The following is a 24673-nucleotide window of genomic DNA, read 5'->3' on the forward strand; positions in this document are numbered from 1 at the left end:
ATTTTTAAAGCGGATTTACCTAGGTTATTTTATGACTAAGGTTCCAATTAAAGAGGTCCTAAAACCTCTTTAATGGAATTAATCTGTACAATTGAGAGCCAACTAGGGCTCTTTTTTAGTTAAAAAGTTTATAATCGCTAAGGTAGTCTAGTTTAGAAAAAACAAAATTCTTAAAATCCTCTTCAAAATCTCCTACTAATAAACTTTGGGCAATAGAATATATAACTTCATCTGGGATTTCATTTCTCTTCTCTTTTATATCTTCTAGAGCTTTCAAGTAGCCTAAAATCTCCATCATAATCTCTTCAGAAGAAGTACCGCCACCAGGGCCGGCGCTCATCTTACTATCAAATTCTTCTCTTAGCAAATCCAATTGTTCTAAATTTTCATCAAGAATAAGGTCAATTTTTAAACTTTGACATATTTTTTCTAAGAGATAATAGGTTCTTTTATCGTTGGCTCTTATCTTTACTGGTTTTAGTCCTACATTTACTATGCTTTCAAAGAAGTCATTAACTAGAGTGTTTGGATCCTCTCTGTAATTTTTAACAGGCCTAATGGGAATAATAGTTCCACTATTATTTTCTAAGGCTAAGATAAATTGAGGATAGTAGGTATTTGAGTTTTCTTCATTAACTGGAGCTGTTACAACGGTGAGTTTACATTCAATATCAGTTTTATTTATTATCCTTTTTAATTTTTTGGCTATATCCATACGGACCACAGATGCCCTAATATAGGGGTCATCATTTTTCCAATCAAGGTCAACATCACAGTTTATAAGGTATGTTCCATTAATTTTTTCAAATAATATGAGTTTATCTGCCTCAGGCATAATTTTTATGCCTAAATCTTCAAGGCTATTTTCTTCTAAAAGTTCAGCCAAAGCCAGGCAAGCTTTCAGGGCTTGCTCTATATAATGGTAGTCACTATCCTTGTTAAACTCACTTAAAGGAGAAAAAGGAGTGGTTTTTCTAAAATGAGGCATAGACAAGGCTCCTCTTATATTTATAGAATTTCTCTTTTTATAATCCCTAATATCATTAGCTTCATTACTTGTAATATCATCTTTATTTCCAAGCACTAACTGATAATTATAATGATCTAGAGATGAAAGAAATTTGTCGTAGTCAGATACATGTCCTTCAATTTCAAAAATATCTCTAAAATACAGGATACTCTCAGAACCGGTATATAGACTTATAGCGTTGTATTGTCCGTTGGAACCCATTATGCTAATAAGTCCGATTTTACCATCGTCTAGTTTTATAGCAAAAACATGGTTGTCATCCATTTTCTTCCACAACTTTTTATTTTTGTATTCAAAAGCCAGCTTGTAATACTTATCTAGGTTATTCATCGTTCATCCTTTTCTTGAAGTATATTAGATTTGATTTAATATTGTTATAAGATTATTCTACCCTTATGTGTCTGAATTTACCGAAATTTGCTAGTAGAATAATATTGCCAACAATAAGAACTATTTGAAAAATAAATAAATTCACCTGAAAATAATATTTAAAAATATTAGAGATAGCCACTAAAGGGGGAAAATAAATAGGATTCTTTTAAAAATCAGCTACTAAAAAGGTCGGATATGTAAAGAATAAAAAAAGACAATCCATGGATGAGAAAAGTTTTTACCGAAGTGATATAATAAAAGCAAAGAAGAAAAGGGAAAATCATGAAAATCACATATAAAGACCTAGAAAAATTAAAAGAATATGTAAATTCCAACATCAATTCCTTGCCTAGCCAAACTTATCAGTCAATAGTAGATGATTTTGAGATAAAATTCACCCATGAATCTACAAAAATAGAAGGCAACACCCTAAGTATAAGCGAAGTAAAAACCCTTCTAGTAGACAATATTTCAGTAGGGGGGCAAATACCTAAGGGAAATCTATGAAGTCATAAATAACCAAAAAGCCAATAAATATATTGAAGGAGAAATTAAAAAAGGAGCCAGCCTAACAGAAAACTTAATTAAAGACATCCATCAAATAGTAACAGAAAACATCATCCAAGGCAGTCTTACTAGAAATCACAACGTAAGAATAACAGGAGCTTCATTCAGGCCACCAGATTGGGTAGAAGTAAGGGATAATATGAAGTGGCTTGTCGGGGATTTTAATGAAAAAAATCCAAAGAAAATCCAATAGAGCAAGCAGCTTTTTTCCACGCTGAATTTGTAAGAATCCACCCATTTCCAGATGGCAATGGAAGGTGTGCGAGGATTTTATTAAACTTCATCCTAGAGATTAATGGATACAAGGGAATAATAATTAATTATACAGACAGACCAAGATATTATGAATCACTGGATAAGTATGCAACAAATAAGGGCCTAGATGATTTTTATAATTTGATTCTAGAAAAGGAATACGAGGTCTTAGAAGATTATAAGAATGAAATAGATAAGGCCAAGGCCTATGGGGATAATTAGCTTGATTTAATTATTATAAATTTATGATATAATATTATTAAGAATTTTAAAGATTCATTCTTATGATAGGAAAACCTGATGAAGCCTATCAAAAAGGCCAGCTATTTTTTTAGCTGGTCTTTTGCTTTATAAAAATTCTACTTCTGATTCGCCTATTACGACAGATGGAACTCCTGCCCTGTGGGCTGCCCTTACATCGGCATAGCCATCTAGGGTGTCCCTATATTTTAGAAATAGCTTAAGGCTAGGCATGGATGAGGTTATATTTACCATGTCGTATTCTGCGTATTTTTCTGGGTCTTCTTTGGCTTCTGCTAGGATATTTGCACAATCTGGGCAGAGGTCGCTTACAAAAAGTATCTTATCTTTCATTTTTTATCCTTTCATATTCTACATATTTAAAGCTAAGTCCATTTTCAAAAATTGAATCAGACTCACTTTTTATCCTAAAATTAGGATCTGTATCGAAATTGTGAAGGAAAATTTCTGCAGGTCTTGTGGCATCAATCTTTGTAATGATGGCTCCATCGCAATAATCTATAAGCAGGTCTACAAGTTCTGCCCCTCCAATTAGGAAAGTTTCCTTATCAAGATTCTTTATATAGGAAAGAAGGCTTTCTAGATCATTAAAGACCCTGGCTCCCTCTCTTTTTAGATTTTTATCTCTAGATAAAATCAGATTTTCTCTACCTGGTAGGGCCCTGCCCATTGAATCGAAGGTTTTTCTTCCCATAATTAATACCGATCCCATGGTCGTATTTTTAAAGTGAGCAAGGTCTGTCTTTATGTCATAAAGCATCTTATTATCCTTGCCTATGGCCCAATTTTTATCAACTGCTAAAATTATCTTCATAATCCCTCCGATTTATTTATACCCAAGAAAGATAGAAAATAAATAGTAAAGTGTAAGGAGAAAGAGGTAGATATGAAAAATAAATTATGGCAAATCTTTAAGTCAACCTTCTATCTTTCAGCCTTCACCTTTGGAGGTGGTTATGTAATCATAACCCTTATGAAAGATAGTTTTGTAGATAAATTAAAATGGATAGATGAAGAGCAAATGCTCGATATGACAGCCATAGCCCAGTCGGCTCCAGGAGCTGTAGCAATCAACGCATCTGTGGTTGTAGGCTATGAAATAGGAGGGATCCCTGGCATGGTCGTTGCAATCCTTGGCACAAGCCTACCACCCCTTATAATCATATCGGTAATTTCGATGTTCTATCAGGCCTTCATCTCAAATATTTATATAGCAACCTTTCTAAAGGGCATGCAGGCAGCCATTGCCGCTCTGATTTTTAAGGTATCTTACGATATGACTAAGGATATCCTAAAGGAAGGGTCAAAAATTGCCCCAATCATAATGGTGGCAGCCTTTATAGCAGCCTTTATTTTTAAGGTCAATATTGTCTATATCATCTTAAGCCTGATAGTCCTTGGCACAATAAGTTCGATTATTGAAAGGAGAAAGCATGCTTCTTAAATTATTTATAAGCTTTATAAAAATCGGCCTATTCTCCTTTGGGGGAGGCTATGCAGCCCTTCCTCTTATCCAACAAGAGGTAGTGGTAGAAAATGCCTGGCTTGGAGCCAGCGAATTTAACGATTTAATCACTATTAGCCAAATGACACCAGGACCTATTGCCATAAATTCCGCAACCTTTGTAGGAACGAGGGTGGCAGGCCTTGCTGGAGCCATCGTAGCCACAGCAGGCTGCATCCTACCATCGGCAATAATTGTCGGAGCTCTGTCATATTTTTACAAAAAATACAAGGACCTAGGCCTAATAGAAAATATCCTAAAATACCTAAGGCCAGCCATAGTCGTGATGATTCTAATAGCAGGCATAGACATAGGAAAAACGGCCATGTTCGGCGAAGCGTCCCCAGCCCTAGCCAGTTTTGATATAAAAATGCTAGGAATATTTATAGGTTCACTAATAATGCTAAAAAAAGACCTGGACCCTATAAAGGTCATGGTCGCAGGCGGGGCAGCCTATTTGCTCTTGACCTTGGTCATTTAATTAAATTTTATAAGTTTTTTTGATAAAGACGACAAAATTTTTGCCGTTTTTATCTTTATATAGATATTTTTTGGGTATAAAGATAATGAATACGATTGTAAGCTTGGCTTATTTTTTAAATTTTTAAAGATTTTTTTAAATATCTATTGACAAGAGCGTTTTCATCGTATATACTTTTAATTGAGGAAACCTGTAAGCGGTTACATTTTATTTTCAAGATGTAAGGATTTTTGAAAGAGGGAAGAATGGATATTTACGATATTGCGAAAAAATCAGGTTACTCTACTGCTACGGTTTCTAGGGTTATTAATAATTCAAAGAATGTGAGCGACAAGGCTAGGAGGATTATCGAGGAGATTATCAAGGAATCTGGCTACAAACCTAATAGGGTTGCAAGGTCCCTTGCCAAGAAATCTACCCAGCTGATTGGGATTATGGTTCCTGATATTAGGGGCTATTTTGAATCTCAATCAGCCTATGAGCTTGAAAAGATTTTGACTGATAAGGGTTACACTACGATTTTGTGTGTGACGACTGATGAGCTTAGTAGAAAGCTTGCCTACCTTGATGTTTTGATTGAAAATCAGGTTGAGGCTATTATCGGTGTCGGTTCTACCTACGAAGAAGATAAGTTTTATAAGGAACTTTCTGAATTATCCAACGATATTCCGACAGCTTTATTGAATGTTGTTAGCAGGGATAGGGTTGATTCTATTGTTAATGTCTATATTGACGAAGCTGATGCTATGGATAAGACTGTGGGGCTTTTACATAGGTCATCTTGCAAGAAGATTCTTTATGTATCCCTTGATACCGGCTTTACTTCTAGGTCTTATCTAGCTAAGAAGGCTGGTTTTATGGAAGCCCTTGATAAATATTATGGATCTATTGATTTTAATGAGTTTAAGATTAGAGACTTTGATAAGGATTTTGATAAGCTAATTACTTTCCTTAAGGAAAACCCTACTTTTGATGCTATCCAATTTGAACTTGATAGCCTGGCGGTTGTGGCTTATAAGTATCTGGCTAAGGAAGGCTTTAAGGTTCCTGAAGATTTGGCCCTTATCGGTTTTGATAATATCCAGGCGACTAATTACACTAACCAAGCTATTACTTCTGTTGATCAAAGGATTAGCGACCAGGTTAATATTGCAGTAGATAATTTGATGAAGCTTTTAGAAAATGATGATTCAGCCAACACTAATATTGTTTTAAAGGCTAAACTTGTTGAAAAAGAGACGACTATTTAATTTTGTTATATGAAGTCGAAGGACTTTTATTATAAATTGTGCTTAGGTTAAAGGAGGAGAACACCTATGAAAATGACATTTAGACACTATGGTAACGATGATCCTATATCATTAGAGTATATCGCTCAAATTCCAGGAGTTACTGGGGTTATGGTGATGATGAATGAATGGGAAGCAGGAGAGGTTTGGGAGAAGGATGTCTTCCAGGAATATGTTGACAAATGCCATGCAGTAGGGCTTGAATGTGAGATTATCGAGTCTATCAACGTTCACGAAGATATCAAGATGGGTCTTCCAAGTCGTGATAAGTATATCGAAAATTACAAACAGTCCCTAAGAAATGTCGCTGCTTGTGGAGTTAAGACAGTAATTTACAACTTCATGCCAGTGTTTGACTGGGTTAAGACAGAGCTTTACAAGGTTCTTCCTGATGGATCAAATACCCTTGCTTTTGACCAAGCCAAGGTAGAAGGCCTAAGCCCACGTGATATGGTAAATGAAATCCTTGATGGAGCAGGAAACTTCGAGCTTCCAGGTTGGGAACCAGAAAGACTTGCCCAATTAGAAGAAGTTTTAGATAAATATAAGGACATAGACGAAGATAAATTAAGAGAAAACTACAAATACTTCCTTGAAGGAATTATTCCAACATGTGAAGAAGTAGGCATCAAGATGGCTGTTCACCCAGATGATCCAGCTTGGCCAATCTTTGATATTCCAAGAATCACATCTACTCCAGAAGACTTAGAAAAAATCGTAAACCTAGTAGACAGCCCATCAAATACACTTTGTATCTGTACAGGTTCCCTAGGATCTAGAGTAGAAAATAATGTTGCTGAAATAATTGCTGACTTTACCAAGAGAGGAAAAGTTGGAGCAATACACGCTAGAAACATCAAGTTTACTGGCGAAAAACAATTCTACGAATCAGCTCACCTTTCTAAATGCGGTTCTCTAGATATGTATGAAATAATGAAAGCCCTTCATGACAATGGCTTTGACGGCTACCTAAGACCAGACCACGGCAGAATGATCTGGGGTGAAGAGGGTAGAGCAGGCTATGGCTTATATGACAGAGCCCTTGGTGTTGCTTACCTAAACGGTCTATGGGAAGCACTCGATAAAAAAGATAGATAAAGCAAAGTAACTAGGCCCTTGGCCTAGGACTTTGAATGTAAAAATATAAGAAAGCGAGGTCTTATGAAGAAATTTTTAGATGATAATTTTATGATTCAAAACGAATTTGGCCAAAATCTTTACCATAAATATGCCAAAGATATGCCAATATTCGACTTCCACTGCCACCTAGAGGCAGAGGAGATTTACGAAAATAAAAACCTTCCATCAATAACTTACGCTTGGCTTGGTGGAGACCATTACAAGTGGAGAGTAATGAGAGCTAATGGTATTGATGAAAAATACATCACAGGCGATGCAGATGATTTTGCAAAATTCGAAAAATATGCAGAGATTATGCCAAAGCTAATAGGCAATCCAATCTACCACTGGACCCACCTAGAGCTTAAAAACTACTTTGGCATAGACTATCCACTAAATAAGGATAATGCAAGAGAAGTATTTGATAAGTGTAATGAAATTCTTGCCAAAGATGAATATAGACCAAGAGGCCTAATAGAGATGAGCAATGTAGCTGCAGTTTGTACCACAAATGACCCAGCAGAAGAGCTCAAATATCACAAGCTTTTAGCAGAAGATGAAAGCTTTAAAACAAAAGTAATCCCAGCTTACAGACCAGACAATGCCCTTTATATCGAAAAAGAAGGCTTTGCTGCTTATATTAAGAAACTTTCTGATGTATCAGGTATTGAAATTAAAAACTACACAGACATCAAAAAAGCCCTTGTAAAAAGGATGGAATATTTTAAAGAACTAGGCTGCATGGCTTCAGACCAAGCTTTTGCCTTTATCCCTTACAAGAGAGCAAGCGAAGAAGAGCTTAATGAGATAGTAGAAAAGAAACTTTCTGGAAAGAATGTTTGCCCTGAATGCGAAGAAAAATACAAGACAGAAATGGCTATTTTCTTAGCAAAAGAATACAAAAAACTTGACTGGGCAATGGAAATCCACGTAGGGGTTATAAGAAATAACTCTAAGGTCCTCTTTGACAAACTTGGAGCAGATGTGGGCGGAGATGCACAAAACGATCTAGCTTATGCAGAAAATTATGCAAATCTACTTTCAGCTTTTGAAGAAAATGATGGCCTACCAAGACTCTTGGTATTCCCACTAAATCCAAAAGACAACTATCCAATAGCAACAGTTGGCGGATCCTTCAATAGGGCCAATGACAATGGCATGCAAGATGTCCAACTTGGTACAGCTTGGTGGCACTTAGACCACAAAGAAGGCATGATCGAGCAAATGAAAGTCTTCTCATCAGTAGGAGTTCTTGCAAACTTTGTAGGCATGCTTACAGACTCAAGGTCCTTCCTATCATATCCAAGACACGAATACTTCAGACGTATCCTATGTGACTTTGTAGGTGGCCTAGTAGAAGCTGGCGAATATCCAGCCGATGAAGAATTTTTAGGCAAGGTAATCCAAGATATTTGCTATAACAACGCAATCAAATTTATAAAAATAGACTTATAAAAAGGCGAGGGCCTTTGCCAGAAAAAAAGACAAAAGCCTTTAGAAAATAAAAATAAAGGAGCATATATGAGTAAAATTCAAACAATTTCAAGAGTCCTAGAACTAGGAATAGTTCCAGTAGTAAGAGCAGAATCAGCAGACCAAGCAATCGAGTATTGTAAAGGTCTATTAGATGGTGGAATCAACACATTAGAAGTAACCTTTACAATTCCAAACGCTATAGAAGTATTCCAAAGAATCCAAAAGGAACTTCCAGCTGATACCCTACTAGGAGCAGGTACAGTTCTAGATCCAACAACAGCAAGACTAGCAATAATGAACGGAGCTAAATTTATAGTATCTCCATCATTTGATAAAGAAGTTGCAAAAATGTGCAACATCTACAACATCCCTTACATGCCAGGATGCGTAACACCAGCAGAAATGCTTGAAGCATACAAATACGGAGTAGACATCATCAAACTATTCCCAGGTTCACTTCCAGGACCATCATATATAAAAGCAATCCACGGCCCATACCCACACTTCCAAATCATGCCAACAGGCGGTGTAAGCCTTGAAAACATCAAAGATTGGTTTGAGGCAGGAGTAGTAGCAGTAGGAGCAGGATCAAACCTAGTAAAAGGCAGCAGAGAAGAAATAGCACAAAAATCAAGAGAATATTTAGAAAAAATTGCGGAGGTAAGAAAATAATGAGTAAAAAAGTAGTAACACTTGGCGAGATAATGCTAAGACTTTCAACACCAGGATATGAGAGATTTGTACAAGCAAATAGCTTTGATGCTATCTATGGTGGTGGAGAAGCAAACGTAGCAGTTTCACTAGCAAACTATGGTTTTGATGCATACTTTGTAACAAAACTTCCAACACATGAAATCGGACAAGCAGCAGTAAACTCCCTCAGAAGATACGGCGTAAACACAAACTATATCGTAAGAGGCGGAGATAGGGTTGGTATCTACTACTCAGAAACAGGCGCTTCATCAAGACCATCAAAGGTAATCTATGACAGAAGCAACTCTGCAATAGCTGAAGCAAAGGCAAGCGAATTTGACTTTAAAGAAATCTTTAAAGATGCTAAATGGTTCCATACATCAGGAATCACACCAGCAATCTCAAAAGAAGGCGCAGAAATCACAAAAGAAGCAATGAAGGCTGCTAAAGCTGCAGGTGCAAAGGTATCAATCGACCTTAACTACAGGGCTAAGCTATGGACACCAGAAGAAGCTCAAAAGGTAATGAGAGATTTAATGCAATATGTAGACGTATGTATAGGAAATGAAGAAGACGCATCATTATCACTAGGCTTTACACCAAAAGGCCTAGATGTAACAAGCGGTAAGCTAGATGTAGAAGCATATCATGAAATCTTCAAACAAATGAAAGAAGAATTCGGCTTTGAAATGATCGCATCAAGCTTAAGAGAATCATACTCAGCATCTGATAATGGCTGGTCAGCCCTAATCTATGATGGAAAAGACTTCCACAAAGCTCCACAATACGATGTAAGAATCGTAGACAGAGTAGGCGGCGGCGACAGCTTTGCGGCAGGACTAATCACAGGCCTACTAGATGGCAAATCTCCAGCAGATGCCCTTGACTTTGGTGTAGCAGCATCAGCTCTAAAACACACAATCAAAGGCGACTACAACCACATGTCTAGAGAAGAAGTAGAAGTACTTGTAGGCGGTGACACATCAGGAAGAGTTCAAAGATAAGATAGAAGATCGGGAGTATTCCTATCGGAGCAAAGATAAAATCCAAAAACGCTTATCCGACTGCGGAAATTTAGAAATTCTAAAACTCATAATTCTGTAAATCGCAAACTCGCTAACGCTCAAACAGTGCGATTTACGGGCGAATTATTTCCTTTTGAATTTCTTGAAATTTCCTCCGAACGGAACGCTTACTTTTGGATTTTATCAGATAATCAACAAACTTAGGGAGGGCCATCCCCTCCCTAGCTTTACAAAATATTGGCAAACGCTTTCGTGAACTAAAAACGATTGGTATATATTACTTATCATTAATAAAAGAGTAAAAGGAGAAAAAAATGGCAGATAGAAAATTAAAATTCGGAATAATTGGTTTTGGTACAGAAGGTTCAATGTATGGTAACTTCATCTCAAAAGATATGGTGCCAAATGTAGAAGTAACAGCAGTATGTGATATAGACAAAGAAAAACTTGAAAAAGCTAAGGAACTTTTCCCAGAAGCAGCAATATTTGAAGACTATAGAGAAATGATAGATTCAGGACTTGTAGAAGGAATCGTAACCTGCGTACCTCACTATCTTCACCCAGAAATGGCAATTTATGGCCTCGAGCATGGAGTAAACGTCCTAAACGAAAAACCAGCAGGTGTTTATACCAAACAAGTAAAAGAGCTAAACGAAGTAGCTAAAAAATCTGATAAGGCTTATGCTTTATTTTTCAACCAAAGAACAAACCCACTTTACAGAAAATTAAAAGAAATTCTAGATTCTGGAGAACTAGGCCCAATCAGAAGAACCAACTGGATTATCACAACTTGGTGGAGACCAGATGCTTATTACAAGCAATCTGAATGGAGAGCAACCTGGGGCGGCGAAGGTGGTGGAGTCCTTGTAAACCAAGCACCACACCAACTAGACCTAATCCAATGGATGACAGGTGCACCAGATAGGGTATATGCAAGCGTCCACTACGGTTACCAAAGAGACATAGTAGTAGATGACCAAGTACACTTCATAATGGAATATGATGATGGAAGAACAGGCGTATTTGTAACAAACACCAACGAAATCATAGGTACAGACAGACTAGAAATCGTATGTGACGGCGGAAAAATCGTAGTAGATGATTCTAAAAAGGCAACAATCTATAGACTAAAAGAAACAGAAAATGACCTAAACGCAAGAATGACTGTAGAAGATGTAAGAATGCTCTTTGCAGGTCAAATGAAATTTGATGAACTATTTGATGTAGAAGTAATAGAAGAAAACTCAGTTTGGGGCGGCCAACACTGTGAAGTAATGAGAAACTTTGCAGCTCATATCCTAGACGGTGAAGAGCTTCTAGCAAATGGAGCAGAAGGAATCAACGGCGTAAGACTAGCAAACGCTGTTCACCTATCAAGCTGGTTAGGCGAGCCTGTAAGCGTAAAAGACTTTGATGATGACAAATACCTAGATATGTTAAACGAAAAAATCAGAGAAGAAGGAAAATTCGAAGAAAGAAAGTAAGACTATGCTAAAAGTTGGAGTAATTGGACTAGGGACAGTATCTCCCATCCACCTACACTCAATAAATCAATCGCCACACGCAAGACTTGCAGCGGTTTGCGATATAGATACAGACCTTGCTCAGAAAAAGTGTGATGCCACTCATTGTGACATCACACCAATCTATAGCGATTATAAGGAAATGATAGATAAGGAAGATTTAGATGTAGTTCATATTTGCCTTCCTCACTATCTTCACGCCAAGGTAGCAAAATATGCCCTAGATAAGGGACTTCACGTATTTTGCGAAAAGCCAGTAGATGTTGGCTATAAAGAGACAAAAGAACTCTATGATCACTATATGAAATACAAGGACAAGCAAAAACTTGGTATCTGCTTCCAAAACCGCTACAACAAGACAGTGGTAAAACTAAAAGAAGAACTTGAAAAGAACAAAGAAGAAGTCTTTGGAGTAAAAGGACTTGTCACATGGTTTAGGGACATAGCCTATTATAAGCAGGCCCCATGGAGAGGTACAAAAAAGGAAGCTGGAGCTGGAGTAATAATCAACCAAGCAATCCACACCCTGGACCTCATGGCCTATGTGACAGGCAAGGATTGGAAAAGCCTAACAGCCACCCTATCGAAGTTAATGAATAAGGAAATCGAAGTAGAAGATACAGCAAGCGCCTTTATCAAATACGAAGACGGGGTAAACGGCTTATTCGTAGCAACAAACGCCTACTCAATCACAGATTCCATAGAGCTTCAAGTAATAACACAAAAGCAAAAATACACTATAAAAGAAAACAGACTATTTGACAGACACCTAAATCTGCTAGCAGAAGATGACAAATCAGACCAAACCAAGGACTATTACGGGGCAGGTCACGAAAAGCTAATCAACAAATTTTATGAGGCAATCATAAATGACACAGATGATTATTGTGACCTAGCTGATGCGATGGAAACCATGCAAATTATCCAAGCAATGATGGACTCATCAGAAACTGGCAAGGAAATAAAGAAAGAGGACATAGTAAATGACTAAAATTGGAGTACAAGCATCAACAGTAGTTGATGCATTCAAAGAAATTGGACCTTACGAAACTTTCAAAAAACTCAACGAAATCGGATACAAATCAGTAGAAGTATCCCAAGTTGAGACAAGCAAGGAAAACATTGACCAAATCATAAGAGCCTGCAAGGACTTTGACATGGAAGTAGCTTCAATGTCAGCAGCAGTAGAGTCAATGTTTCCTGGCCAAGAATCCCTTGACACTGACTTTGACAAAATCGTAGCAGATTGTAAGGCTGTAGGCACAGACCTACTAAGAATAGGAATGCTTCCATTTGATAAGATGGCAAGCCTAGAAAAGGCAATCGAATTTGCAAAAAAAGCTAACGACTTTGCCCTAAAATTAAAAGAAGAAGGAATCAAGCTTTACTACCACAACCACCACGTAGAATTTGTAAGATATGACGGCAAATATCTCTTAGATATCATAGCAGAAAATGCCCCAGAGCTAGGCTTTGAGCTAGATGTACACTGGGTACAAAGAGGTGGAGAAAATCCTGTAAATATCCTAAAGAAATACGCAGGCAAGGTAGAATTAGTCCACCTAAAAGACTACGAAGTAATGCCACTAACCATGGAAGATGTAGACTTATTAAGGACAGATATGGAAGCCTTCAGACTTGCCTTTGACAACAGGGTAAGATTTGCCCCACTAGGCCAAGGCTCACTTCCACTAAAGGAATGTGCAGACCAAGCCATAGCATCAGGCTGCAGATACTTACTTGTAGAACAAGACTCATCCTACGGTAGAGATCCATTTAATGAACTAAAAATCTCTTATGATTGGTTAGTAGCAAATGGCTATGGAGACCTATTCTAATGGCAGTAAATAAAAAAGACGGCATGAACTACGCTCCAGTTGGCAAGGCCAACAAGGTAGTAGAAGATGGCCAGTTTAAGGTAGCAGTAGCTGCCTTAGACCATGGCCATATCTACGGCATGTGCAATGGCCTAAAAGAAGCTGGCGCAAATATAGTTTATGTCTATGACAAAGACCCTAAAAAAATCGAAGAATTTAGAGAAAAATTCCCAGAAGCTCAGGCGGTCGATTCTCTTGATACAATCCTAGAAGACCCAGAAATCAAGATGGTAGCAGCAGCGGCCATCCCAAATCTAAGGAGCGCCCTAGGTAATAAAGTCATGAAGGCAGGCAAGGATTATTTCACAGACAAGACCGGTTTTACAAGCCTAGACCAGCTAGCAGAAACTAAAAAAGTCTATAAAGAAACAGGCAAGAGATACTTTGTCTACTTCTCAGAAAGACTCCACGTAGAAGGAGCAATCCTTGCAGGAGAATTAATCAAAGAAGGAAGAATTGGAAAAGTCCTCCAAGTAACAGGCTTTGGCCCACACAGCCTAAATAAGGAAAGCCGTCCAGATTGGTTTTTCAAAAAAGAAGAGTACGGCGGAATCCTAGCAGATATAGGAAGCCACCAAATCGAACAATTTTTATATTACACTGGCAATGATGATGCAAAGGTCATCTCAGCTAAGGTAGCAAATTACAATAACCCAGACACACCAGAGCTAGAAGACTACGGCGATGCGACCTTAGTAGGTGAAAATGGAGCAACCTTCTTCTACAAGGTCCACTGGTTTAGCCCAAAGGGACTTTCAACTTGGGGAGATGGCAGGACCTTCATTACAGGCACAAAAGGCTATATAGAAGTAAGAAAATATACAAATGTAGGCGAAGAAGCCACAGGCGATCATGTATTTGTAGTAGATGAAAATGGGGAAGAGCATATAAAAGCCAATGGCAAAGTAGGCTTCCCATTCTTCGGGGAAATGATTCTAGATTCTCTAAATGGCACAGAAAATGCTATGACCCAAGAGCATATATTCAAGGCCCAAGAGCTTTGCTTACTATGCCAAGATCAAGCAGAAATTATTAAAGCGAACTTATAAAATAGAGGGAATATTATGAATAAGAATATAAAACCGTTTGGCATTAAAGATAAGATAGGTTACGCCTTTGGTGATATAGGTAACAACTTTACCTTCACCCTAGTATCATCCTTTTTAATGTTATTCTATACCAACGTTTGGGGAATTGACCCAAAAGTTGTCGGTGGACTATTTTTCGTATCAAGATTAGTAGATGCCTTCACAGATGTAGGTATGGGAACAATCGTAGATAGATTTGCCGGTAATAAGGACGGTAAATTTAGACCATTTATGAAATGGGGAGCAGTTCCAGTAGCAGTTGCAGGCTTCTTGCTCTTCCAAACAGGATTTAAAGACTTTGACTACGGAATGAAAGTAATCATAATGTATGCAACCTACATTCTTTGGGGTTCATTATGCTATACCTTTATAAACATTCCTTATGGATCCATGGCATCAGCTATCACACCAGAAGCTGACCAAAGAACAGAATTATCCACATTTAGAACCCTAGGTGCTACAATTGCAATGCTAGTAATTGGTACCCTAACACCATACTTATTATATCAAAAAGTCCCTGGCCAAGCAGACGTCTTGCTAGAAGGAAGATTCCCAGTAGTAGCAGGCTTATACGGACTTATGGCAATAGCATCCTACCTTCTTTGCTATAAACTTGTAACAGAAAGAGTAGATATAGCTAGAGAATCAGGCGGAGAAAAGGAAAGCATTATATCAGGTATAGGAAATGTCTTAAACAAGAGATCCCTCCTATCAATAATCCTAGTATCAATCTGTCTACTACTAGGTATGCTTCTAATCGGTTCAATGAACGCTTATGTTTATGGAACCTACTTTGGTAACTCAACAGGTATGCAATTAGCAGGCCTTGTAACAACCCTACCAATGCTAGTAACAGCACCAACAGCCATGAAACTTGGCCAAAAGATTGGTAAAAAAGAAGCGACAATTATCGGTTTATTCGGTTCAGGAGCAATTTACTTTATACTTTATGTATTAAAAGTTAAAAATATGTATGTCTTCCTAGCAGGAGCAGGAATTGCTTACGTATTCTTAGGCATCTTCAACACCCTAACCTGGGCAATGATTACAGACGTAATAGATGACCTAGAAATCAAAAATGGAGTCAGAGATGACGGAAAAGTATACGCTATCTACTCATTTGCTAGAAAATTAGGCCAAGCCTTCGCAGGTGGTCTAGGTGGTTTTGCCCTATCAGCAGTAGGATTTGTAAAAGGCGCTGCAACCCAAACACCAGAAGTAGCCCTAGGAATCTACAACATAGCAACTCTAATCCCAGCTATAGCACTAGCTTTAGGCGGAATAGTAGTACTATTCCTATATCCACTAAGCAAAAAACAAGTTGAAGAAAACAACAAATATCTAGAAGATAAGAGAGAGCTTAAGTAATAAAAAATCGACCTCCTAAGTGGCCCAGCCCAACTGGGGGTCTTTTTTCAAAAATTATAAAGAGAAAGACTAACTATTAAAAGTCAAGAGGTGAAATAAAAAAATATAGGGATTGATATAGATAAAAAATGAATAAAAATAGGCACAACAAAAAGACCTAATATTTAATAGATTTTAAATATTGGGTTCATAAGTTTTTTGCTCATGAAATTGTAATTTTTTTCAAAAAAACCTGTAAAAGGTAAAGGCTACACCCTAGCTTCGCTCGCCATTTACAGAAGCTTTATCAAAAATTTGTAAACAGTTAAGCAAAAACTAACTCTGCACTTGATAAGGTTCATTCTTAGTAAGAACAGCAAAAATAGTATGACAAAGCTTTCTAGCAACAGCATTAGTAGCAACTAAATGATGTTTTCCTTCACTAATCTTTTTTTGATAATAATCTGAGAAAACAGGATCACAAAATTCAGCTCTAAGAGCAGATTGAAACAAAGCACGTCTAAGGTATGGAGAACCTCTTTTACTCATATGATTGTAAGTAGATTCATATTCTCCAGACTGAGAAATGCTAGCATCCAAACCAGCATAAGCGACAAGTTTAGAAGGATTAGAAAATCTTTTAATATCACCAATTTCACCTAATATAGTAGCTGCATTAACAGAACCGATACCTGGAATAGTAGTAATTGGAGAATTAAGTTTTTCAAGTAAAACCTCAATTTCATTCTCAACATTAGAAACCTGAGTTTGAATAAAAGAAATTTGCTCAATAAGCATTTTGATTTGAAGACTAAAAGAATCCAGGCAGAAATTAATACCAAAAGAAGAAGAAGCCTTTTTAGAAAGCTCATCAATCTTCTTAGAAGCATAGTTTTTCTTAGAAACAGATTCAAGAAAAGTATTCAAATCATCAGAATTAATATCCTCAAAATCAGAAGGAGTAGAGAAATTTGAAAGAATTTCCTTAGAAGTCTTCCCAAAAATATTACTAAAAGAAGAGGCGTATTCAGGAAAAACTTGATCTAAAAGTGCAATAGTTTTTCTTTTAAGATCGCCAATTGAAGAAATGAGGTAGGACCTAAATCTGGAAAGATTCCTCAAAGACAAATAATCTTCATTAGAAAGTGAAGTCTCAACGAAATCTCCATATCTAAGAAGATCAGCTATTAAAAGAGAATCAATAATATCAGTTTTTCTCTTTCTGATTTCTACACCTTGTCGCCAACCGTCAGTTTGGATTGGATTGATAACACGAACAGTAAAGTTTTTTTGGGCAAGATATGAGTATAGAGATAACCAATAATGACCTGTAGCTTCCATACCAACTTCAAGTTCATTTTTGAAAGCTTCTAGTTTAAGGACTAAACTCTCAGCGCCATTAATGGAATTTGAAAAAGAAAAAGCCTTAAAAATAACCTTTTTCTTGTCATCAACTAATGAAGCAACATGAGTATTTTTACCAATATCGATACCTAAATAGAACATTTGAAACCTCATAAAAAAGTATTTTAGATAGACACCTCAAAATCTAATAACGTTACTGCCTTATGGTATATACGAAGTACCCTGAAAGGGTCAACATCTAACTTATTCGTAAACAGTTAAAAGATTAGAGGACTCACTCTTTCAAGTACGAGATTAAATCTCAAGGAAGTGACGAGTACACTCTATCTAATAACAATATTATACAGTAAATCTGAATAATACTTAGTCGAAAAAGGCTTATAGGTTACCTTTAACAACCTAAATACATTATATAAGGAAGTCACATGAAAAGACAACCAAAACTAGAAACTAGAAGCAAACATATCCTAGAAGTAGAAGGACTAAAATTTAAAGACCTAAACGATAATGGCGTTCTTGATCCATATGAAGATTGGAGATTAGATTCAGAAACAAGGGCAAGAGATCTTGCAAACAGGATGACTGTAGAAGAGCTTGCAGGAAATATGGTAATAAAAAGCCAAAGAATGGGTCTAGCCCAGGAAGATAAGTCCAAAACAAGCCACGATGGCATCCTAGATGAAGAAGTATACGAAGATAAAAATATCTTTATCGGTCAAATAAACCACGGTTCAACAAAGCACATCAAGGAAATGGGACTAAGACACTTTATCCTAAGAGAAAACTTCTCTGAAGAAGACATAGCAAGATGGGTCAATGCCCTAAATGAAGTGGCAGAAGAAAGCCGTCTAGGTATACCTGTAATAATAGCATCAAACTCAAGAAATGAAAATGCCGAAAGAACCTTCGGCATGAACGATGCAGTAGGAGTATTTACAACCTATCCATCAACCCTAGGCCTTGCAGCAGTATATCTAGGAGATAAGGCAAGAAATTACCACCCAGATGGGGACTATGACTATTCAATCTTTAAAGAATTCGGCGAGATAGCAAGAGATGAGTGGAAATATTCAGGCCTTAGAAAAGGCTATATGTACATGCTAGATACAGCCACAGACCCAAGATGGCAAAGATTTTACGGAACCTTCGGTGAAGATGTAGAATTAATCACAAAAGCAGGCGAAGATTTATTAGATGCTTTCCAAGGCGAAGAAGTAAACGAAGAATCAGTAGCCATGACCATGAAGCACTTCCCAGGTGGAGGAGCAAGGGAAAACGGCTTTGACCCTCACTATGCAGAAGGTAAGTTCAACGTTTATAGGACACCAGGCTCTCTAGAAAAATACCATATGCCACCATTTAAGGCAGTAGTAGATAAAAATGTATCATCAATCATGCCTTACTACTCAATCCCTGCCCACGAAAAATCAGCAGTACAAAATTACAAGGGCAAGAGGATTCCGTTTGAGCCAGTAGGCTTCGCCTTCAACGAATACTTCATCCAAAATATCCTAAGAGAAGACATGGGCTTTAAAGGATACATCAACTCAGACTCAGGTATCCTAGATAACATGGCATGGGGTGTAATGCACCTTGAAAAACAAGATCGTGCAGCCTATGCAGTAAATAACGGGGTAGATTTAATCTCAGACACCAACGAGTCCCACTGGATAATCAAGGCCTACGATGAAGGCAAAATCTCCCACGAAAGACTAGTAGAAGCAAACGTAAGACTCCTAAAAGAAATGTTTGACCTAGGACTCTTCGATGAGAAAACCTACGTAGATCCAGCAAAGGCAAAAGAAATCGTAAGAGATGAGAAAAACCTAGAAAAAGCCTACTCAGCCCACCAAAGATCTGTAGTATTATTAAAGAATAAAGAAAATACTCTTCCACTAAAGGAAAAAACAAAATTATACTTCGACTACCTTCACAAGGAAGCCGACAAGGCAGAAACCTTTAGAAATGAAGCGCTAAAAGAATTAAAAGATAGGGATGACATCATCCTAGTAGATAGCCCAGAAGAAGCTGAAGCAATCTTTGTACAAATCACACCTAAATCAGGCAACTACTTCTCAGCAACCCCAGGCCTCCTAGAATTAGACCTATGTGAAGAAAAAACAAATAAAGCCCTAGACGGCTCAGAATACACAGAAACAACAGTAGCAAATATAGGAAAATTAGAAGAATACAGAAAGCTAGCAGACAAAAACAATGCAAAACTTCTAGTATCAGTCAACTCAACAATGCCATGGCTATTAGAAAATGCAGAAAAATACGCAGACGTTCTCTTAGCAAACTTCGAAACCTTCATCCCAGCTCAATTAGATGTATTAGTAGGCAAATTTGCCCCAACAGGCAAACTACCATTCACTTTCCCTAAAAACGAAGCAGTCCTAGCAGTAGATGAAAACGGAATCTGCGCATCTCCAAACGACGTCCCAGGCTACGACAAACACAAATACATGAAAGAAACCTACGCCTACAAAGACGAAGAAGGAAACGAATACAAACTAGGCTACGGCCTAAGCTACTAAAAAAAGCCTGGCAAAGCCCAGGCCTACATAGGCTAAAATTTATAAAAAAGTAGAACCTATAAACAATAAATATCATTTACTTAGATAAAATCGTTTTTATTTCAAGTAGAGGAAGCGTAAAAAAATTTTGTTGAGCATAGCGAATCAAAATTTTTAGCTGACAAGACTTGAAATAAGAGATTTTGAACCAGAATGAAAAGAAGTTAAATATCAAAAAGAGATTGCCAAAGGCAATCTACAGCATGCCCTCCGCAGGAGCCGCTTGGAGGGTGTAAGTCTCCATGAGCCGACGGGCTTGCTCGGGGTGGAAGGGGGACATAAACGCCCCTTGATTTGGGGCGTTTATACCGGAAACATAGTGCGGTAGCACTTAAGAGTTTGCGTAGTAAACGGGTTTCCGGGGCGGTGAGGGAACATGCGGCGCTCTAAGCCGCTTGGGCAAATTGTTCCCTTGGCTCTCCCCCTTTTACGAAGATTCAATTATAAATAATCATAATTAATTAAGTGACATAGTTACGAAGAAAATTATTAAAAATAACTCTTCATGAAATAATAAAGCTCCTATTATTCAATAGTAAATAAAAATAATTTACTAATTGATAAAATACCGAAGAAAAATAGTAAATAATAACTATTAATTAAGTAAATAATTTACAAAAAATGGGATAGTTAAGGGCCAGCCCTTAACTCCCGATACCGAAAGGAGGAAAAATGAAAGATAAAATTGTTTGCATGGGAGAACTAATCCTACGACTCTCCCCACCAGGTCATGAAAGATTTATCCAAGCAGAAAATTTTATGACCACCTACGGGGGCAGTGAAGCCAATGTAGCTATAGCCCTAGCCAACTTAGGCCAAAAGGTAAAGATGATCACAAGACTTCCAGACAATTTCATAGGAGATGCAGCTATAGATAGCCTCAGAGACTTTGGCATAGATATGAGCCATGTAGCCAGGGGAGGAGAAAGAATAGGAATCTACTATGCAGAAAATGGCATAGGCTTAAGGCCATCCAAGGTAATCTACGACAGGAAAAATTCCTCCATGAGTCAGGCCAAATACTTTGAATTTGATTGGAAAGACATATTCGAAGATGCCAAGATTTTCTTCCTATCAGGCATAACAGCAGCCCTATCAGAAGAGGGTAGAGAACTTACCAGATATGCTATAAAAAGAGCCAAAGAATATGATGTAGAAGTAATCTTTGACCTAAACTACAGGTCAAACCTCTGGCCTTTAGATCAGGCAGCAGAATTTTATAAGTCAATTCTAGATGATGTCGATATCCTAATAGGAGTACTTCCTAGCCTTCACTCATCCTTTAAGGGAGTATTTGACCATGTAAGTGTATCAAATATGCTCATAGATCTATACAGAAAATATGATTTGAAATATGCTATATCCACAATCAGGACCTCATTTTCAGCATCCAAAAACGCCCTATCAGCAGGTGCCTATTGTGGGGACGAATACATCAAAACCAGGGCTTACACCTTTGATATAGTAGATAGGATAGGAGGAGGAGATGCCTTTGCAGCAGGACTTATCAATTCCTACTCAAAGGGCAATGATATGTACGATGCCCTAGAATTTGGGGTAGGCCTATCAACCCTAAAACACACCATGGAAGGCGACTACGCAATTTTTACAGAAAGACAAGTAAGAACTCTAATCTCAGGCAATAAGAGAATGATATTTTATTAAAAATGACATATTAGAAAAACAAAAACCGACGCAAAAATTTGCGTCGGTTTTGCGTCGGTTTTAAATTTTTCTTGCTTTTTTATTTCTGATTTTCTCTTTAATAATTTCTACTAGATAAATCGCCCCGCTCATTAGGCCTGTCATGGCTAGGGAGATTATTATTGGGCTAAGGCCGTTGAAATATTCTATAGGGACCTTGACTAGGTAGCCGTAATTGGCATTTAGGCTTAGGTCTAGGATTAAAATTATAGAATTTATAACAGCTGTCGTTAGAAAAATCTCTTTAAATCCTAATTTTTGCTTATTTTTTAGGCAAATTAGCATTCCACAAGCCATTAGGACGTAGTGGTTGGCCACATAGGTTAGGTTTGTGACATGGGGCCAGGCAAATTTGGATGGATCTGGTATAGAAAAGGCGATGCTTGTCCCAATTAGGGCAAGATCAGCAAAATAGGTTTGGATTTTTTCTTTTTTAAGAAAGTAAGAAATTGCAACCATTATCCCTGCAAGCCTGCAGTGGTAGAGGGGAAGGCCTTCCTTAATTAAAAGGTCAAAATCCATGGCATACCAGGCAAATAAGATTCCCTGAAGGATAAGGGAAGTAACTAATAAGCTTTCTAAAAGCTTTTTTTTGTCTTTGAGTTTGTAAATTATTAGTAAAAATAGAATTAGACCAAGCCTAACATAGGTCATGTTGAAGGCAAAAGTCCCATCTGTTGTGTGTCTGAAAAAATATTGCATAGCTATCCTTTATAAAATAATATAGGATTATTATATAATATTTTCGGGCCCTTGCCTAGGTCTTTTATAAAATTTCCGTTAATTTTTCCTTGTTTATGGCAATTTTTGATCCATTTATAGATAGTAGACCATCATCGGCCATCTTTGACAGTTCTCTAGAAAGAGATGGCCTGGTTGTGGTTAGGAAATCTGCTAGGGCCTCCCTATTCATATTTAGATTTATCTTGCCATCTTCTTCTATTTCTAGAAAATATTTGGCAATCTTTTGGCGAAGGCTCATTTGGGAAGTGATTTGGTTTTTCTTAGAAAGGGCCAGGCATTTCTTGGATAGGAAGGTGATATAGGATTTTAGGAATTTTTGATTGTTTGACCTTTCAAATAGGCCCTTAAAGTCCTTGATGATAAGGATTTTAGAATCCTTATCGCAGACTGCATCAAAATCAAAGGGCTCATTTAGGTAGGCATAGACTTCTCCAAATAATACTTGCTTATCAAATTTTTGGAAGATATACCTCTTGCCATTTGAATCTATTTGATAAACGCTAAGGGCTCCTTCCTTTAGGAAAAACAAGTCGCCTGACCTATCACCGATCCTAAAGACATAGGCATCTTTAGCATAGGTTTTTTCGATTATTTGAGTATTGGCTGTCATGTCTTTTATTTCTTCATCACTTAAATTTTTAAATATAGATATTTCTTTTAAATTCATACTTACCTCTTTTTAAAAGATACCCCACTGTATAAAAAATAAGCAAAGCCATGAGACTTTGCTTAAATTTTTTAGCCAATCATTTTTTCTAAATCTTCTTCTACTGTGGTATTTGGAGCTATGTTGAAGTTTTCTACTAGGAAGTTGACTACTGTCTCTGATAAGAAGGCAGGAAGTGTTGGTCCTAGGTGGATATTTTTAACTCCCAGGCTTAGAAGGGCAAGGAGAACTATTACAGCCTTTTGTTCATACCAAGCTATGTTGTATTCGATTGGTAAATCATTTACACTTTCAAGGCCAAAGGCATCTTTTAGGGCTAGGGCAATTTGTACAAGGGAGAATGAATCGTTGCATTGACCAGCATCTAGGACTCTTGGTATGCCGTTGATATCTCCTAGGCCTAGCTTGTTGTAGCGGTATTTTGCACATCCTGCTGTAAGGATTATTGTGTCTTGTGGTAGGCTTTTGGCAAAGTCTGTGTAATAAGATCTCTTAGAGCTTCTACCATCGCAGCCTGCCATTACGACAAATTTTCTGATATTGCCTTCATTTATTTCATTTATAACCTTATCAGCTAGGGCTAGGACTTGATTGTGGGCAAAACCACCGACAATCTTTGTATCTTCAAGATTTGTTGGAGCTTGACAATTTTTAGCCTGTTCGATTATAGGAGAAAAGTCCTTGTAGCCATTTTCATCAGCTTCTATGTGGATTGCTCCTGGATATGCTGCATTTGATGTTGTATAGAACCTATCAAGGTAGGTGTTGTTTTTCTTTGGTGGGACAATGCAGTTGGTTGTCATAAGGATTGGGCCGTTAAATTTCTCAAATTCTTCATTTTGGCTCCACCAAGAATTGCCGTAGTTGCCGTGGAAGTGGTCGTATTTCTTAAAGGCTGGGTAATAATTGGCTGGAAGCATTTCTGAATGGGTGTAGATTTCTACTCCAGCATCCTTGCTTTGTTCAAGGAGCATTTCCATATCATTTAGGTCATGGCCTGAAATTAGGATGCCTGGCTTAGATCCTGCTGAAAAATCTACTTCAGTCATTTCTGGATTTCCAAATCTTTCGGTATTGGCCTTATCTAGAAGGGCCATTGCAGCAACCCCGTGTTCTCCTGTTTTTATTACTAGGTCAATTAGGTTGTTGATTTCCTTATCTTTCTTGATTGTTTCTGTTAGGGCGAAAGATATAAATTTATCGACATTTTCATCTCTGTAGCCTAGGACATTGGCGTGGTGGTTGTAGGCAGCCATTCCCTTAAGACCGTAGGTCACAAGCTCTACGAGAGATCTTTCATCTTCATTTATGATATTTAAAACACCTACTTCGATGGCCTTTCTTTTTAATTCTTCATCATCAAATGATATGTAGGCTTCAACTTCGTTTAGGTCTGTGATTTGGTGTTTGTTTGTGATTTTTTCCTTCATGGCCATTGTTTTTTTAACCGCATCTAGGATAAAATCTTCATCAAAATTGGCATTGGTTATGGTTATGAAAAGATTGTTAGAAATCCTGTCATAGACCTTATCACATACCTTTCCTGCCTTCATTACTATAGATGCTAGGCCCTTGGTTGTATATATTAAAAGGTCTTGGAGATTTGCAACGTCTTCACTCTTGCCGCATACGCCGACTTTGGTGCATCCTTTATTTCCTGCTGTTTCTTGACATTGATAACAAAACATATATTTTCCTCCTGATTTTTCT

The 24673-nt window shown here is 37.4% G+C and carries 22 protein-coding genes and 1 pseudogene; 16 read left to right on the plus strand and 7 right to left on the minus strand.

Annotation, left to right across the window (positions count from 1 at the left end):
- Positions 1-115 precede the first annotated feature (115 nt).
- Complete coding sequence (locus C8269_RS09420) at positions 116-1360, minus strand: DUF6930 domain-containing protein (RefSeq protein ID WP_106461463.1); 1245 nt, start codon at positions 1358-1360, stop codon at positions 116-118.
- A gap of 324 nt (positions 1361-1684) precedes the next feature.
- Here C8269_RS09420 and C8269_RS09425 point away from each other — a divergent pair, with 324 nt between their 5' ends.
- Together C8269_RS09425 and C8269_RS11155 are read left to right on the plus strand one after the other, a co-directional pair.
- Positions 1685-1909 (plus strand): hypothetical protein, encoded by a 225-nt coding sequence (locus C8269_RS09425; protein WP_106461464.1) that lies wholly within the window; start codon positions 1685-1687, stop codon positions 1907-1909.
- Between the two features lie 246 nt (positions 1910-2155).
- A pseudogene (locus C8269_RS11155) lies at positions 2156-2446 on the plus strand (Fic family protein); the annotation flags it as partial.
- A gap of 126 nt (positions 2447-2572) precedes the next feature.
- On the opposite strand, the gene C8269_RS09435 reads toward C8269_RS11155, so the two are convergent.
- Both C8269_RS09435 and C8269_RS09440 read right to left on the minus strand, forming a co-directional pair.
- Positions 2573-2818: a hypothetical protein gene (locus C8269_RS09435; protein ID WP_106461465.1), complete on the minus strand. Its 246-nt coding sequence runs from the start codon at positions 2816-2818 to the stop codon at positions 2573-2575.
- A complete protein-coding gene (locus C8269_RS09440) occupies positions 2808-3299 on the minus strand; it encodes a dihydrofolate reductase (RefSeq protein WP_106461466.1) in 492 nt (163 codons plus the stop codon). Before C8269_RS09440 ends, C8269_RS09435 begins: the two co-directional genes overlap by 11 nt.
- Before the next feature lie 72 nt (positions 3300-3371).
- On the opposite strand from C8269_RS09440, the gene C8269_RS09445 reads away from it, so the two are divergent.
- The 12 genes from C8269_RS09445 (at position 3372) to C8269_RS09500 (ending at position 15928) form a co-directional block, all read left to right on the plus strand.
- Positions 3372-3929, plus strand: coding sequence for a chromate transporter (locus C8269_RS09445; RefSeq protein WP_106461467.1), 558 nt, complete (start codon positions 3372-3374; stop codon positions 3927-3929).
- On the plus strand, positions 3919-4470 hold the full coding sequence (locus C8269_RS09450; RefSeq protein WP_106461468.1) for a chromate transporter: 552 nt from the start codon (positions 3919-3921) through the stop codon (positions 4468-4470). Before C8269_RS09445 ends, C8269_RS09450 begins: the two co-directional genes overlap by 11 nt.
- Positions 4471-4715: 245 nt before the next feature.
- Positions 4716-5720, plus strand: a complete 1005-nt coding sequence (locus C8269_RS09455; RefSeq protein WP_106461469.1) for a LacI family DNA-binding transcriptional regulator — start codon at positions 4716-4718, stop codon at positions 5718-5720.
- Between the two features lie 66 nt (positions 5721-5786).
- Positions 5787-6857, plus strand: coding sequence for a mannonate dehydratase (gene uxuA, locus C8269_RS09460; RefSeq protein WP_106461470.1), 1071 nt, complete (start codon positions 5787-5789; stop codon positions 6855-6857).
- A gap of 63 nt (positions 6858-6920) precedes the next feature.
- Positions 6921-8333 (plus strand): glucuronate isomerase, encoded by a 1413-nt coding sequence (uxaC, locus tag C8269_RS09465; protein ID WP_106461471.1) that lies wholly within the window; start codon positions 6921-6923, stop codon positions 8331-8333.
- 66 nt (positions 8334-8399) lie between these two features.
- Positions 8400-9026 (plus strand): bifunctional 2-keto-4-hydroxyglutarate aldolase/2-keto-3-deoxy-6-phosphogluconate aldolase, encoded by a 627-nt coding sequence (locus C8269_RS09470; protein ID WP_106461472.1) that lies wholly within the window; start codon positions 8400-8402, stop codon positions 9024-9026.
- On the plus strand, positions 9026-10051 hold the full coding sequence (locus tag C8269_RS09475; RefSeq protein ID WP_106461473.1) for a sugar kinase: 1026 nt from the start codon (positions 9026-9028) through the stop codon (positions 10049-10051). The genes C8269_RS09470 and C8269_RS09475 overlap by 1 nt, the downstream gene beginning before the upstream one ends.
- A 335-nt stretch (positions 10052-10386) precedes the next feature.
- Positions 10387-11556: a Gfo/Idh/MocA family protein gene (locus C8269_RS09480; RefSeq protein ID WP_106461474.1), complete on the plus strand. Its 1170-nt coding sequence runs from the start codon at positions 10387-10389 to the stop codon at positions 11554-11556.
- A gap of 4 nt (positions 11557-11560) precedes the next feature.
- Complete coding sequence (locus tag C8269_RS09485) at positions 11561-12586, plus strand: Gfo/Idh/MocA family protein (RefSeq protein WP_106461475.1); 1026 nt, start codon at positions 11561-11563, stop codon at positions 12584-12586.
- The gene (locus C8269_RS09490) at positions 12579-13433 is read left to right on the plus strand and encodes a sugar phosphate isomerase/epimerase family protein (RefSeq protein WP_106461476.1); all 855 of its coding nucleotides are present in this window, start codon (positions 12579-12581) and stop codon (positions 13431-13433) included. The genes C8269_RS09485 and C8269_RS09490 overlap by 8 nt, the downstream gene beginning before the upstream one ends.
- Complete coding sequence (locus C8269_RS09495) at positions 13433-14521, plus strand: Gfo/Idh/MocA family protein (protein ID WP_106461477.1); 1089 nt, start codon at positions 13433-13435, stop codon at positions 14519-14521. Before C8269_RS09490 ends, C8269_RS09495 begins: the two co-directional genes overlap by 1 nt.
- Before the next feature lie 15 nt (positions 14522-14536).
- Entirely contained in the window at positions 14537-15928 is a 1392-nt protein-coding gene (locus tag C8269_RS09500) for an MFS transporter (RefSeq protein WP_106461478.1), read from the plus strand.
- A gap of 315 nt (positions 15929-16243) precedes the next feature.
- On the opposite strand, the gene C8269_RS09505 is transcribed toward C8269_RS09500, so the two are convergent.
- Complete coding sequence (locus C8269_RS09505; protein WP_106460365.1) at positions 16244-17413, minus strand: IS110 family transposase; 1170 nt, start codon at positions 17411-17413, stop codon at positions 16244-16246.
- Between the two features lie 284 nt (positions 17414-17697).
- Between C8269_RS09505 and C8269_RS09510 the strand changes: the two genes are divergently transcribed.
- Positions 17698-19809 carry a glycoside hydrolase family 3 protein gene (locus C8269_RS09510; RefSeq protein ID WP_106461479.1) on the plus strand — a complete coding sequence of 704 codons (2112 nt, stop codon included), beginning with the start codon at positions 17698-17700 and terminating at the stop codon, positions 19807-19809.
- A 711-nt stretch (positions 19810-20520) separates the two neighbouring features.
- The gene (locus C8269_RS09515; protein WP_106461480.1) at positions 20521-21513 is read left to right on the plus strand and encodes a sugar kinase; all 993 of its coding nucleotides are present in this window, start codon (positions 20521-20523) and stop codon (positions 21511-21513) included.
- A 60-nt stretch (positions 21514-21573) separates the two neighbouring features.
- Here the strand turns inward: C8269_RS09515 and C8269_RS09520 are convergent, their stop codons facing one another.
- The 3 genes from C8269_RS09520 to hcp all read right to left on the minus strand — a co-directional run bounded on the left by C8269_RS09520 (position 21574) and on the right by hcp (position 24651).
- A complete protein-coding gene (locus C8269_RS09520; protein WP_106461481.1) occupies positions 21574-22254 on the minus strand; it encodes a TMEM164 family acyltransferase in 681 nt (226 codons plus the stop codon).
- A 64-nt stretch (positions 22255-22318) separates the two neighbouring features.
- Positions 22319-22963 (minus strand): Crp/Fnr family transcriptional regulator, encoded by a 645-nt coding sequence (locus C8269_RS09525; RefSeq protein ID WP_106461482.1) that lies wholly within the window; start codon positions 22961-22963, stop codon positions 22319-22321.
- A 71-nt stretch (positions 22964-23034) separates the two neighbouring features.
- Entirely contained in the window at positions 23035-24651 is a 1617-nt protein-coding gene (gene hcp, locus C8269_RS09530; protein WP_106461483.1) for a hydroxylamine reductase, read from the minus strand.
- Positions 24652-24673: the final 22 nt, after the last annotated feature.

The sequence above is a fragment of the Anaerococcus sp. Marseille-P3915 genome, from assembly GCF_900258475.1.
Taxonomy (GTDB): domain Bacteria; phylum Bacillota; class Clostridia; order Tissierellales; family Peptoniphilaceae; genus Anaerococcus; species Anaerococcus kampingae.